Genomic DNA, 14,318 nt, shown 5'->3' on the forward strand with positions numbered 1-14,318 from the left:
GCTAACTTTTACTCAAAGATTAAGTAAAAACCGAGGCATATTTACAAAGCTCGTGAGAAAAGATTACCAACGTCCCTACCAAAAAAGACAATCCAAGTGAAAAAGACGATATTAAAGAGGCCCTTATTACTTAGGCGGTAGTCTCGAGTGTTGGTGTTGGTTGAATGGCCGTACGTTATAAAATAAAGAAGCGCCAATCTAAATAAGTCTTTTACAGAGACTCTTCACGCATTATATTTATAAGGGGTATTTATTAATCAAAGCATGTTTTAAAAAAATCCGCTTATATATGGGTCCCTTTAATGACAAAAAATTACGTTACTTAGTTGTTCTATATCAGAAGTTTTTAACGCAGTTAGCGTAAGATTTAATCCCGCAAATTAATTAAGTATTATTACTCCGCACTAAAAAGCGAGCACAAAAAAAGGTGAAACCAAGTTTCACCTTTTTAATTAATTAGCTAGCGTTACGCAGTAGATACGTTACTTGCGCCTGCATTGTTAAGTATTTCTTCAATAGCGTTTTTGTTGTCACTATCGTACTTAATACCAATTAATATAGAGCCTTTTTCAATGGCATCTTCATAATACTTAATTTCGTGCTCGGGGATAAACGCACCAATTGCGGCACCTAAAGTACCACCTACTGCAGCGCCTGCACCACCAGCAGCAAATGCAGCGACTAATGGTCCGGCAACTAATAAGCCTGTACCACCTGTTGCTACAGTCCCTACGGCAGTGAAACCACCAATAATTGCAGCAAGAATACCACCCGAAGCCGCGCCAATAAGGCCGCCTTCAGAAGCCTTAGTACCTTCGTCTACAGCAAAATCTTCCTTTGCGTATGAGTCGTTGGCTACAATACTTATATCAGCTTCATTAATGCCTAAAGCTTCTAATCTATAAATTGCGAGTGTTGCTTGTGATGCACTTTCGAATAACCCAGTAATAACGGTACTCATAATAACTCCTTTATTTATTTAAGAAAATACACTTACTACCAAGCAAAACCCGAACCAAAAAAATTATCAATATAAATCAATAAGATAAAACAAAATCCCGTATTAACACTCTCATTATTAAAGTAAAAATTGCCAAATATTGTAAAAAACTCCTACCCACATAAACAAACTTAATAACAAGCGATATGCAGTTTTAATATAAATATATTAATTAAAATTATTACTTAGACCATGTAATTTCAGCTAATTGGTTAGTCGCTGTTTGGTGAATAATCAGCCCGTTATTCCCCATGCGCATATGCCTAATTAAGCCAGAGTAAACACCCTCTTTGCTCGGAATTTGCCAGCTTTGCATGGTTTCGGTATTAAGGTCGAACCTTACTAAGGTTTCAGGGCGTTTGGCTGACTCGTTAAACCAAATGGCGTTATCGGCATATTCAATTGCATACGGGTGACTGTTTTCACCGCTGGGATTATCCCACTGAGTGATCTTCTTGGTTTTTGGGTTATAGCGACCAAGTTTACCCATACCAGAGTTAACATAAAAAACCATATCGTCAGGCGTAATGGCAAGTCGCCTTGCATGCGTTTTAGCACCCGGGAGTTTAATTTCGCTAAGCTCCATGGAGTTCTTATCAACTTTAATCAAACAGTTACTACCATTACACGAAACCCATGGCGTGCCGTTTGAATCAAGCTTAATACCATATGGCCGTGAGCCTTTAGTGGGTAAAGTAGCGAGTTTAATATCGCCAGTTGTAGGGTCTAGCTTGCCAATCATATTACTGTGCTGCAGGGTAAACCAAAATATGCCTGCCTCGTCAAATACACCGGTATGCGGGTCGCTGGCGTTTTTATCGGGCATTTTATATACTTTAAATTTTTCGGTTTTTAAATCTAAATATCCAACCGTGCCATTTTTATTACCTAAAAACCAAGGAGTTTGATTTTTATCAAGCGACACACTGTGCGCATAGGTACCACTTGGCAGTGTGTACTCTTTCATATCGCCGGTTTTAGGGTCTAACCTGCCTAAAATATTACCCCACTGGCCAACCCACCAAATAAGTCCGTTTTTACCTTGTACCGGATCGCGAGCGCGCTGCCCAAGCGTAGGGACTTGCCAGTACTTAAAATTGAGCTTCAAATCGCCCGTAACAACCTTAGATTCGCGCTTGGTATTAACAGGATAATGCTCAGCTAAATAAGCGCTTATATCTTTACTAAGCGCAGTACCCTCGCCCGTATCAACCATATAGCTTATTAATGTTTGCCAGTCCTGCTGGCTATAACCCGCACTGCGCTCAAGATTAGTTAAACTATGGCAACTAGCACAAAGCTGCTCAATTAGCGGCCCCTTATCGTTGCTCAGCACTGGTAGCGGTGCAGCCAAAGTGCCCGACACAGCCATTACCGCAACGTATTTATTAAATAAAAATCTATTTTTACTCATAACGCCCTCCCTTGTTTTTAATATTAAAGCATAGGGCGGAGGTGTTTACTATATGTACAGACAAGCCGACTAGAAGGTAAGTTAATTTGCTGAGTAAATGCCTCAAAAATAGACCTAAGCACAGTGGCACAGGCTTTACGTTAGTTACTTAGCTGATGCTTAAATGTGATTTAAACGATTAAATTACACAAAGAGAATAATAGCCGCTTAAAAAACCTGATTTAAAGTCTTCAGAGTCTATCGGTATGTAAATTGCTGGTACTACTGTTCTTACTTAAAGAGTTACATATTGATAACTCACGCTACAACTAAATAATCGAGGGTAATATGAGTAATAAACAGCTAATTACGACGATAGGTATAGGTCTCGCCGCTGCATCAGCAGGTATGTTAACAAGGAAAACTTTACAAAAATCGTGGGAAAAGGTTACCAACGAACCAGCCCCAAAAGATAGACCAAGCGAAGAAACCGATCTCAAAGAGGCCGTTACATGGGCAGTAGTTTCAGGTATTGGTGCGGGTGTTGCAAGAATGGCCGTACGTTATGTGCTAGACAAGCGCCGATCTAAATAAACCGACCCGATTGATACCTCTTATAAGTATTAATCGTAATGCGGTGAGGCTCTAAAGGCGGCTTGCGACAACCAATCCCCAGTTGTCGCAAGCAACTTTGCTAAAGCCTTGATTAAGGTTACTTAACTATTGAGCTAAAAAACATATTAATATCCAAACCGGGGTTCTGTGGTTAAATTTAAAATGTCGGATGGCACGGCTGCGCCGCTTATCCGACCTACGTAGGTTGGAAAAACTGGAGGTGCCTTGTGACAAGACCCTTTATTTTAAGCAGATACACTCTATTGGACATTAACTCCCTTTCAAAGTTGTTGCCTGCCTACAAGCTTGCGTATAATGCCCACATTCCGGCTGCATTTTTTAGCCGCTAACTTGGATTTTATTAATGAAAAAACTCTCTGCAGTGCAAATAAAACAGCAAGCACTTGTACTTAATACAGCTGAAAAATTAGAAGAACAAGGCCGCGCTGAGCTCCCAGGCATGCTGCAATGCTGGTTTGATGTGGAATACCACTTATTTCCAAGTACACTACTGCTGTGCTTTCAGTTTGAAAACGAGCAAGCCTTAGCCGCCGCAGAGCCAGATTTATTAAAGTGGCAAAAACGCTTAAGCGGCGCAATGCTTAAAAAAGGCGTTATTTTAAAAGATATGCGTAAACATTTAGTGTTTACTTTAAAAGGGCCTGACGAATAAAGCGAAGGTGTTCAAAGGTTACTTCGGGCTAACGCCCATGTGGCTAGCACTATATAGAAAACCGTTGTATTGCTACAACGGTTTTTAATTTTCATTAGAACCGAAAGTAGAATCCATAGAGGTCAAATTAATCTTGGATTTTTTATCTGCAGGTGATAGAAATTGATCATTAAGAAGTACGAATGCACTTCAATACTAAAACGAAGGCTTGTTTGCTCTATGCAATAAAAAATGCTTAAAATCGTCATCACTAAAAAAAGTGTTTTCACGCCCTCTTCTACGATTCACACATGATAAAACGCATTCTCATACTCTATTCGCAGCGGTCTAAACATATTAATTAACTCAATGAGCAATAAACTATAAACTTAGAGCATTGATATAAAGTTAAAATTAGACTCTTTTGTTTTATTTACAGCTAACTAAACATAGCTGGCTAATCAACAAGCTCCCGTATACCTTTATTATAGTAGCCACCGTTTTGTTTTCGATACTCATTAGGAATGTCACCCACAATACTTTTAAACACACGATTAAAAGTCGCAAGAGAAGAAAAGCCACTCTCAAGTGCTATGCTTAAAATACTCCACTCTTTGGTCTGATCGTTTATTAATAACTTTTTTGCATACTTAACGCGGTATTGGTTAATAAATAAATTAAAGTTAGCTGCTTTATAGTGATAGCGGATTGCTCGGCTAACTTTGTACTCAGGCACCATTAGCGCTTGTGCAAAATCTGAAATTTTGAGGCTGGCTTTTAAGTAAAGCTGCTGCTCATTGATAAGCTTTGTAATGCCAACTATCAATTCAGACTCTACATCTTGATTGCAGTTTTCATTTAGATTAAATGTGTCATTGTTAATAGTGCCAATATCATCTTTTTGCTTAAGCGCTTGGTTATTTATTACTTTTGCTTGAAGCAGCATAACTCCCTGCATTGCAAATACGATTAAAAGTGCAGATGAAGTTATGATAATGGGGTTATACAGCTCAATTTCAGCCGCACTAAAGATAAACTTAGGAAAAATACTTGCATTAAACACAGCTAAAATCCAAGCGCTCCCAAAGATGATTGATTGCATTTTTTGTGACTGTGTTTTTTTACTATAACCTCTAAACGCCTCCCAAAAAGAAAGCGCAAGGATACTTGATGAAAGCAATATAGTGACCTCATTCACCCCTTGCTTTAAACGCCACATTACATCACTGGTAGGTAAAGGCTGAGGATCAAGGCTCACTAAGTAGTGCCATGTTTGATTAAACATGATCAAGCCCGCAATGGTTGCAGCAAAAGTCACATGCCTGCGGGAAATTGGCGAATGCTCACGAAATAACGTTCTTGCAATCAGCCATGAAACATTACATGTTGCGCAAGTGAACAACCCGATTAAATATTGATACGCGCCTATACTTTGCGCACTGAGCTTTTGTGCTGCCACCATACAAAGGGAGCCACAAAATATCACAAATAAATAATGAACCAGCTGCTTATCTTTTTTCAGCGCATTTAAAAACATTAACCCCATACAAACAAAAAGAAGAAGGTAATAAGGGGAATAATTTTGCATAATAGCGTGCTCTTAAAATGACGTTTTAACCAACAACTTGGTCTGAATTACATGGTACAAATTAACATGCATGTTGGCAAAAAAACTTTGTTAGTGAATGTGTCTATACCACCCTAGCTAATTACAAAAAATTATCAATATATCGTTGCTCAAATTCCGAATTTGAGAAGAAATCACCATGAAAGTCTTTATATTTGGGCTATTGAAAAGACTTTTTGGAAAAGCACATGTTAATGCAAACAATACAAAAAACGCCCAATGAGCTACTTGAGATGAGTAAAAAAATGTGGTTCACGTGCCTGTTGATGGCACAAATCTGTTTTGTTATTTACCTCGCTTTGGGATACGGGCTTACGGGGGTCACTACGGGAATATCTGGCTGGAGTCGTCTAAATAGCACCGCCTATGTTGCCAGCGATCCCACCGGTAATTCAATGTACGCGCTGCATGTGTTACTCGCCATCGTGATGATAATGGGTGGTAGCTTACAGCTAATACCTACAATAAGAGCAAAGTATACTAAGTTTCACCGCTACAATGGTCGCGTGTTCGTAATGTTAGCCTGTACCATCTCTTTAGCAGGTATGTACCTTATGATAGCCAGAGGAACCGTTGGTAACACCTTGATGCATGCGTTGACTATGCTTAGTGGTTGCGTGGTTATTTTAGCGAGTATATTAGCCGTACAAGCGGCCAGAAAGCGTAATATCACTAAACATAAAATTTGGGCGATACGTTTATATCTTGCAGCAAACGGCGTTTTATTTTTTAGGCTGATGATTTTTGCCTGGTTTTTAATATTCGGCTCACTAGGAATTGATACAACAACGTTTACAGGTCCAACCGTGTTAACTATTAGCGTATGTTCTTATATTATGCCGCTGCTTATAGCTGAGTTAGTCAGGTATGCAGGTAAAACGTTTAATAGAGTGATAACAATCGCCACCGCTGCTTTAATGATGTTGATATCCATTGTATTTTTAGTCGGCTTATTTGGTGTAGTGCTTGCAAGTTGGTACCCAGCGATAGTTGGCTAACGTACTCAATAATCATTGAAGAAGAGAAACCGAAGTAGATGGAAAAATACAGTGTAAAAAACAATTAAAAAGGTATTTTCGTATTCTATTCATAACGGTCTAGACATAGTAATTAACTCAATGAGCAATAAACTGTAAATCTAGACCCTTGGTATACTGAGCAAAATTTGCCCCATTGGTTTTTAACAAACAACAAAAGCAAATATCAGTCGATTCAACGTTAATTGATTGCTCTAAGTTAGCAATAGTAGGATAGTAAATTACACATAAAAAATAGCCTTATATTAGGAATATTATGATCAAAGTATTACTAGCGACCAGCTTAATTGCCTCTTCATTCGCTGTTTTAAGTAACCCTTTAACTGTTGAAGAACAGCGCATCAACAAAGCCCAAACAGCTATGCCAAGTGTTTTAAAAGCATTTACCCCACAAATATCAAGTTTTGAACAACAATTTAAAAAATTAAACGACTTCAAAAGTGCAAAAATATTAGTACAAAGCTTTAGCTTTGAACTGTGGGAAAACGCCAAGCAACGCATAGTAAAAACCAACAATTACGACGACCGAGAGCTCTACTGGGCACGCCTGCTTTCAAGCAAAGTAATACTCACAACTTCTCCTAAGTTTTCAATTACGCAGGCTCAACTAAATACTTTACTAACCCTACTTGAGGAAGGCAGCAGAGGGCGTACCGACCTTGCTTTTTCGTCAGGCAGCACTAAAAAAATATTACTAACAGGTTTTGACCCTTTTTTACTCGATAGAAATATAAACCAAAGTAACCCCTCAGGTGTTGCGGCGTTATTACTCGACGGGCAAGTTATTAATTACAACGGCGTGAGTGCAGAAATTAACACCGTTATGGTGCCTGTACGCTACGAAGACTTTGACCAAGGTATAATAGAATCACTACTTGCCCCTTACTACGCACTTAATAATGTAGACATGGTAGTAACCGTAAGTATGGGCAGAACAGAATTTGATTTAGAGCACTTCCCGGGCAAACGCCGCAGTGTAACTGCCCCAGATAATGCCAATATTGTGTATGGCGGAACGCAAACAAGCCCAGTAATACCAAAACTTAATGGCCGACCACTCCCGGGCAACGAGTTTGTAAAATTTAGCTTGCCAGTAAATTACATGCAAAAAGCTAAAGGCCCTTATAAAGTTATCGACAATCACGAAGTCACCACGCTTGAAAAAACCTATAAAGCGGGATCGTACGGCGAGCTTAAAAATAGTATTGCGGTAAATGGCGGCGGCGGTGGTTACCTGTCTAACGAAATATCGTACCGAAGTATTCGCCTGCGCGATGCGCTTAATTCAAGTATACCTACAGGGCATATTCATACCCCACGTATACAACAATTCGAACCTGAAACAGAAGCTAAAATAGTAAAACAAATAAAGGCAATGCTAGAGCAAAGCTTAGTAGCGCTATAGTTTAGAACTACTAGTTTGAGCGCGTAAAAAAGGGCAATAACATTGCCCTTTTTAAATGGGGTTACTAGGGGCAAGTTTTGCATTTTTAAATCACAAAAGGCAAAAAGAAATACCTGCTCCTACCAATTTACTGATTCTGGATTCTGGACTTATCTAATAAAATTAGTAGTATGTACTCGTATATTTATTTGATGTGATAGAAAAGCAATAATGGACTATAAATTCGAACACTTCACGATTAAACGCTTTCGTTCACTTATGAATGTTGAAATAAAGGTGGTTAATGGTCAGCCCATTACGATCTGCGGGGAGAATAATATTGGAAAAACTAACGTACTAGAGGCACTGAATATTTTTTTCAACCATATTGAAGACATTGAGCTATATGATGTAACAACTGACATACCACACCATATTTATTATGGTAGAGGTGGCGAACTTCAAAATACTGAGCTAACAAGTAAGTTTTGTATTAATGTATCAGAAGTCATAACGGTCAAAGCCACGTTTAAAAAAGACCTGACCATTGAATATAAGATATCTAGTTCTGATAAAACTAAAACACTCCCCCAGACGGAAAAAGCATTTAAAGATATCGTAAAACACTTTAAGTATTTTTATGTAAAGTCTAATAATGTCGATATACCAAGTTTAGTGTCAGAACTTTTTGCTTCAGATGGTTTGCTCAAGCTTGATAAAAAAAGAGCTAAACAGCAAAAGCCTTTAGAAACATTAAAACAATTTCAGGCGCAAGCCCAAGCTGCGTTAAACGATATCCAGAAAGAACTAAATCAACAATTACAAGAGCTAAATATTCTAAGCTCTTTGGACTCTAACAGTGCAATCAAAATTACGTTCGCTGAGTTTGATAAATTACGTGACGTTGTATCCAGAATGACTCAAGTTACGATAGATGACGGTAATGACCATTCTATTTCTTCTAAAGGTAGTGGTGCTCAAAGAACTGCTTTATTGACTTTAATGAACTATATCGCCTCAAATGCTAATAAAAAAGTCATTTGGGGCTTAGATGAGCCTGAAATATTTCTTCAACCGAAAGCACAAAAACAATTATTTAGAGCTGTAAAAAAGATAGCTAGAGAAAAAGAACAAACTGTGGTTATGACTACTCACTCGCAGCATTTTATTGATCTAAATAATTTAGAATACACTTATTTGTATGTCTGTGATGTGAATGAGAAAAATTACGTTAGGAAAAAAGATCGTTCGTTTTTTGAAAAATCCACACATGCTCAATCTTTTTCATCTGAATCAGCTAAAGCTAAGGGTATAAGAGAGCATCTAGGCATAGAGAATAACGATGGATGGAATTTATTACCTTACAATATTATAGTGGAAGGTGAGACAGATAAAAAATACTTAGAAGCACTGATCGAACACAACGAGATGATTGCCCCCAACATAATCTGGTCTGGGAGTGCTTCAAAAATATCTGGTTCAGTCCAATTTTACAATAATTTGGCAATAGACCTTGATTTTAAACCGCAAATAAAAATAATTTTGGATAATGATGAAGCGGGTAGAATCGAATATAAAAATTTAGAGAACAGCGTTAACAAAAATAGATTCTCAAACCTAAGTATAGAGCTATTAGTTTATCCAAAGGAAGACGGTACTGTCTGGGATAAGAAAAGTAAAAATTTTGACTGGGAAGTTGAAGATTTTTTACCCAATGAGCTTATGTTCGATTCCGTAAATAAAATATTAAAAAATGCTAAATATTCAATTATTAAAAAGAAGCTAAGAGACAATAAGTCAAAAGCAGCTAACTTGAATACTCAAATTTTTATGTATGCTGAGAATGCGGCAAAACTCGAAAATCCAGATAAAGCTCCTTTTCAATTGTCAGGAGAAGGGCAAAAGAAAAGTATCTGCCTAGAGGTTGTTAAGCTTTTAAGTAATAAAGTATACGAACTTACCGAAGCTCAAGTTACTTTCCTATCAGAAATTTGTGAGTCATAGTATATGCTTGTATTACATCAGTAGAATAAAATAGGATCAAAAGGATCGGACCAGCCAAAAAATTGCAGAGCGTTAGGTCTTGTTTCTTGCCAAGTCCAAACACCAACCTCACGTTTAACACCCTTCCCCGTCATCACGCCCTGAAAATAAGCAATTGATGAGTAATGCATTTCATGGATGAAATGAAAGCCATGCTTGCACATGGATGTGCTTTCATGGCGTTTATGTTCACATCAATTGTGTTTTGAAGGAAATAGCGTGATGCTCGGGTGCGCTGAGAGTGTCCAGAGAGGGACCAGCGGCAGCCCCTCTTTGGCTGCCGTCGCCAGCGCGACAAAACCTTGAATAAGGTTTCTAATTTCTAGAAGTGCCCAACGTATTCGCGTTATCGGTGATGATAACCTCAAACACCTATTTAAATACTTATTCGGGCTGCCGCCCGCGCGTCAGCAAGCTAAACGCCTACAATAAATAACACATACTCTTGGCTTTTGAGCGAGTAAGTATATTTGTGATTCGTTGGGTTTCGTTACACTCCACCCAGCCTAGAGGAACTACAGAGAGGTGCAGGTCTTGTTTCTTGCCAAGACCAAACACCAACCTCACGTTTAACACCCTTCCCCGTCATCACGCCCTGAAAATAAGCAATTGATGAGTAATGTCGCGCATGGATGCGCGATAAGGCGGAACTAGGCCATGGATGGCCTATCTTCGCCGTTTACGTTCACATCAATTGTGCATTGAAGGAAATAGCGTGATGCTCGGGTGCGCCGAGGGGTTCCAAGGGGCGGTCGGCGGTAGCCGCCCCTTGGTTGCCGCCAGCAATCTGGCAAAAAACCTTGAATAAGGTTTCTAATATTTAAAAAGCGCGAAAGGCATTCACATTATCGGTGATGGTAACCTCAAGCACCTATTCAAATACTTATTCGAGCTATCGCCCGCGCGTCAGCAAGCTAAACGCCTACAATAAATAACACATACTCTTGGTTTTTGAGCGAGTAAGTATATTTGTGAATTGTTGGGTTTCGTTTCACTCTACCTAGCCTATGCAACTTGTGTTGTAAGGCGAAAGTTAAGTGCTTTCATCACTTTAAAAATAGTTTCCCAACGTGGCTTAGTTTTACCGTTAACTGCTTTATATAAGCTTTCACGGTTTAACCCCGTTGCTTTAGCAATATCACTCACGCCATGCTTTTTAACTAATAAGCCAAGTGCTTCAATAAAGGTATTTGGATCATCATCAGCTAAACACTCTTCTAAAAATGTATTAATTTCTTGCTGTGTTTCCATATAGTCAAACGGGTTAAAATCTGATGTTTGTAGCGCCATGATAATTACTCCAATTTATTCAACTTGCTAAATAAATGTAGCCTAAAAGCTACAGGCGCACAATGTTATTTATAACTTTAAGGCTGCCGCCAGCGCGTCAGCAAGCTTAACGCCTACAATAAATAACACATACTCTTGGCTTTTGAGCGAGTAAGTATATTTGTGATTTGTTGGGTTTCGTTGCACTCTTCCCAACCTACGCCATATTATTTATGGCGAATCACCACACACAAAAAAGCCGCTGCATTGCTGCAACGGCTTTTATAATTTCGATAAATTCCTCTCTACAGTGGAATTTTTTTCAAAAATTAATCGCGATAAGTCTCTACCGCTGGGCATGAACATACTAAGTTACGGTCGCCGTATACGTCATCAATACGTGTAACGGTTGGCCAAAACTTGTTTTTAGCCACTGCAGGCACTGGGAATGCAGCGTAAAAACGGTCGTACGCGCGGTCCCATTCGTTACCTAACACGTCGCCTTGTGTATGCGGTGCAAACACTAGCGGGTTGTTTTCGATTGACCATTCGCCAGAAATTACTTTTTCAATTTCGCCTTTAATCGACACCATTGCTTCGATAAAGCGGTCAATCTCACCTTTTGATTCAGACTCAGTTGGCTCAATCATTAATGTGCCAGCCACTGGGAACGACATAGTTGGTGAATGGAAGCCGTAGTCTTGCAAGCGCTTAGCTACGTCCATTTCAGTAATGCCTGATAGCTCTTTAAGCGGGCGCAGGTCAACAATACATTCGTGAGCAACACGGTTGTTACGACCACGGTATAAAATTGGGAAGTGCTTGCTTAGCTCATGCGTTAAGTAGTTAGCGTTCACAATGGCCATTTCAGTGGCTTGTTTTAAGCCCTCGCTACCCATCATGGTAATGTAAGCCCATGAAATAGGTAAAATAGCGGCTGAGCCATAAGGCGCTGCCGATACTGCACCGTTACCGATGTTAGTACCTGGTACGTTAATTACGCTGTGGTTTGGCATAAACGGCGCAAGGTGCGATTTAACACCAATTGGGCCAACACCTGGACCACCGCCACCATGTGGAATACAAAACGTTTTATGCAAGTTTAAGTGCGATACGTCTGAGCCAATAAAGCCTGGGCTTGTTACGCCAACTTGCGCGTTCATGTTTGCGCCGTCCATGTAAACTTGGCCGCCGTGCTCATGAATAATGTCACAAATCTCGCGAATTGTTTCTTCGTATACGCCGTGCGTAGACGGGTATGTGATCATGATGCACGATAAGTTTTCAGACACTTCCTCAGCTTTCGCTTTAAGGTCGGCCATGTCTACGTTACCGTTTTTGTCGCAGTTAACTACCACAATTTTCATGCTCGCCATTTGCGCTGATGCAGGGTTAGTACCGTGCGCAGAGCTTGGGATTAAACATACATTACGGTGTGCATCCCCTCGTGACTCGTGGTATTTACGAATCGCGATTAAGCCTGCGTATTCACCTTGCGCGCCAGAGTTTGGCTGAAGCGATACTGCATCGTAACCGGTAATGTTTACTAGCCAGTCATGTAACTCGCCAATCATTATTTGGTAACCCTCTGCCTGATCTAGCGGGCAGAATGGGTGAAGGTTTGCAAACTCAGGCCACGTAATTGGGATCATCTCAGCAGTCGCGTTTAGTTTCATGGTACATGAGCCTAACGAGATCATTGAGTGATTAAGCGATAAATCTTTGCTTTCTAGTCGCTTGATGTAGCGAAGCATGTCTGTTTCGCTGTGGTAGCTGTTAAAGTTTGGATGCGTTAGTACTTCGTCGTCACGTACTAAACTTGCAGGAATTGACTCGCTGCCATTTGCTTCAACGTCGGCTGCAATAGCGTCAACACTTAGGCCATGGCCTTCGCCTAAAATAATATCGAATAACTCAGCTACATCGGCACGTGTTGTTGTCTCTGATACCGAAATTGAGTACTCGCCTTCGTGGTTTGTAGCAAAGTTTACGCCTTTTGCAATTGCACGTGCTGTTACGTCGTTTTTGCTGTCGCTTACTACTGTTAGCGTATCAAACCAAGTGCTGTGCTTAAGTGCGATGCCTTTAGCTTTTAGGCCACTTGCTAAAATATCAGCAAAGCGATGTATACGCTGCGCGATAGTTTTTAAGCCTTGTGGGCCGTGGTACACCGCGTAAAACGCTGCCATGTTGGCAAGTAATACTTGCGCTGTACAAATGTTTGAATTGGCTTTGTCGCGGCGAATGTGTTGTTCGCGCGTTTGCATTGCCATACGTAGTGCGTCGTTACCTAAACGGTCTTTAGATACACCAATAATACGACCTGGTAATGAACGTTTGTATGCGTCACGTGTTGCAAAAAATGCAGCATGAGGGCCGCCGTAACCCATAGGTACGCCAAAACGTTGAGCCGAACCAAGTACTACGTCTGCGCCTAGTTTACCCGGTGCTTTTAATAGTAATAAGCTCATTATGTCGGCAGCAACACAGGCAATCGCCTTTTTGCTTTGTACGCCAGCAATTAGGTCAGTTATGTCTACTACTTCGCCTGATGTAGTTGGGTATTGGAACAATGCGCCAAAAATGTCGTGGTTTACGGCATCTTCTGCTTTACCTACAATTATTTCAAAACCAAACTGCTCGGCACGCGTTGTTACTACGTCGATTGTTTGTGTGTGTACGTCGTCAGCGATAAAAAAGGCATTGGCTTTTTTTGCTTTTGATACACGTTTTGCAAGGCCCATAGCCTCTGCAGCCGCTGTTGATTCGTCAAGTAGTGATGCACTTGCTAAATCAAGACCGGTTAAATCTAGGGTCATAGTTTGAAAATTTAATAATGATTCTAAACGCCCTTGAGCAATCTCTGGCTGGTACGGTGTGTACGCTGTATACCAACCTGGATTTTCTAGTACGTTACGTAAAATTACGTGCGGTACGTTAGTTGGGTGGTAGCCTTGGCCAATGTACGATTTGAAAACTTTATTTTTGCTGGCTACTGATTTTAGGTAGCTTAGTGTTTCAACTTCAGTACGGCTTTGTCCAACTGTTAGCGGTTGTTCTAGACGAATGCTAGCCGGTACAGTTTGGTCAATGAGCTCTTGCACACTCGATACTTCTAAAGCACTTAGCATATCGCTTACTTGTGCTGGGCTTGGCCCAATATGGCGGCGAATAAAATCTTGCTTTTGCTCTAGTTCTTCAAGAGATTTGGCGTTTGACATGAATCCAGATTCCTATGATCCTAAATGCTAATGGGTAACTAGCATTAATTAAAATATTTGACGATTTAACAGTTCAC

At 40.0% G+C, this 14,318-nt stretch carries 10 protein-coding genes; 5 read left to right on the forward strand and 5 right to left on the reverse strand.

Annotation, left to right across the window (positions count from 1 at the left end):
* Window positions 1-466: 466 nt before the first annotated feature.
* Complete coding sequence (locus tag GQR38_RS04710) at window positions 467-961, reverse strand: hypothetical protein (protein ID WP_024590238.1); 495 nt, start codon at window positions 959-961, stop codon at window positions 467-469.
* A 220-nt stretch (window positions 962-1,181) separates the two neighbouring features.
* Entirely contained in the window at window positions 1,182-2,414 is a 1,233-nt protein-coding gene (locus GQR38_RS04715) for a cytochrome C (RefSeq protein ID WP_165721114.1), read from the reverse strand.
* A gap of 327 nt (window positions 2,415-2,741) precedes the next feature.
* Here GQR38_RS04715 and GQR38_RS04720 point away from each other — a divergent pair, with 327 nt between their 5' ends.
* Together GQR38_RS04720 and GQR38_RS04725 are read left to right on the forward strand one after the other, a co-directional pair.
* The gene (locus GQR38_RS04720) at window positions 2,742-2,987 is read left to right on the forward strand and encodes a DUF4235 domain-containing protein (RefSeq protein WP_002958040.1); all 246 of its coding nucleotides are present in this window, start codon (window positions 2,742-2,744) and stop codon (window positions 2,985-2,987) included.
* A 385-nt stretch (window positions 2,988-3,372) separates the two neighbouring features.
* Entirely contained in the window at window positions 3,373-3,681 is a 309-nt protein-coding gene (locus GQR38_RS04725; protein WP_165721115.1) for a hypothetical protein, read from the forward strand.
* A gap of 436 nt (window positions 3,682-4,117) precedes the next feature.
* On the opposite strand, the gene GQR38_RS04735 is transcribed toward GQR38_RS04725, so the two are convergent.
* On the reverse strand, window positions 4,118-5,122 hold the full coding sequence (locus GQR38_RS04735) for an AraC family transcriptional regulator (protein ID WP_240917377.1): 1,005 nt from the start codon (window positions 5,120-5,122) through the stop codon (window positions 4,118-4,120).
* Between the two features lie 353 nt (window positions 5,123-5,475).
* On the opposite strand from GQR38_RS04735, the gene GQR38_RS04740 reads away from it, so the two are divergent.
* From GQR38_RS04740 to GQR38_RS04750, 3 genes are all read left to right on the forward strand, one after another.
* Window positions 5,476-6,285: a DUF2306 domain-containing protein gene (locus GQR38_RS04740; protein ID WP_165721116.1), complete on the forward strand. Its 810-nt coding sequence runs from the start codon at window positions 5,476-5,478 to the stop codon at window positions 6,283-6,285.
* 295 nt (window positions 6,286-6,580) lie between these two features.
* Complete coding sequence (locus GQR38_RS04745) at window positions 6,581-7,729, forward strand: hypothetical protein (RefSeq protein WP_165721117.1); 1,149 nt, start codon at window positions 6,581-6,583, stop codon at window positions 7,727-7,729.
* Window positions 7,730-7,939: 210 nt separating this feature from the next.
* On the forward strand, window positions 7,940-9,712 hold the full coding sequence (locus GQR38_RS04750; protein ID WP_277344164.1) for an AAA family ATPase: 1,773 nt from the start codon (window positions 7,940-7,942) through the stop codon (window positions 9,710-9,712).
* Window positions 9,713-10,756: 1,044 nt separating this feature from the next.
* On the opposite strand, the gene GQR38_RS04755 is transcribed toward GQR38_RS04750, so the two are convergent.
* The gene (locus GQR38_RS04755; protein ID WP_007579952.1) at window positions 10,757-11,041 is read right to left on the reverse strand and encodes an addiction module antidote protein; all 285 of its coding nucleotides are present in this window, start codon (window positions 11,039-11,041) and stop codon (window positions 10,757-10,759) included.
* 308 nt (window positions 11,042-11,349) lie between these two features.
* The gene (gcvP, locus tag GQR38_RS04760) at window positions 11,350-14,241 is read right to left on the reverse strand and encodes an aminomethyl-transferring glycine dehydrogenase (protein WP_165721119.1); all 2,892 of its coding nucleotides are present in this window, start codon (window positions 14,239-14,241) and stop codon (window positions 11,350-11,352) included.
* Window positions 14,242-14,318 lie beyond the last annotated feature (77 nt).

Source organism: Pseudoalteromonas sp. c7(2019), from assembly GCF_011378625.1.
Lineage (GTDB): Bacteria > Pseudomonadota > Gammaproteobacteria > Enterobacterales > Alteromonadaceae > Pseudoalteromonas > Pseudoalteromonas arctica.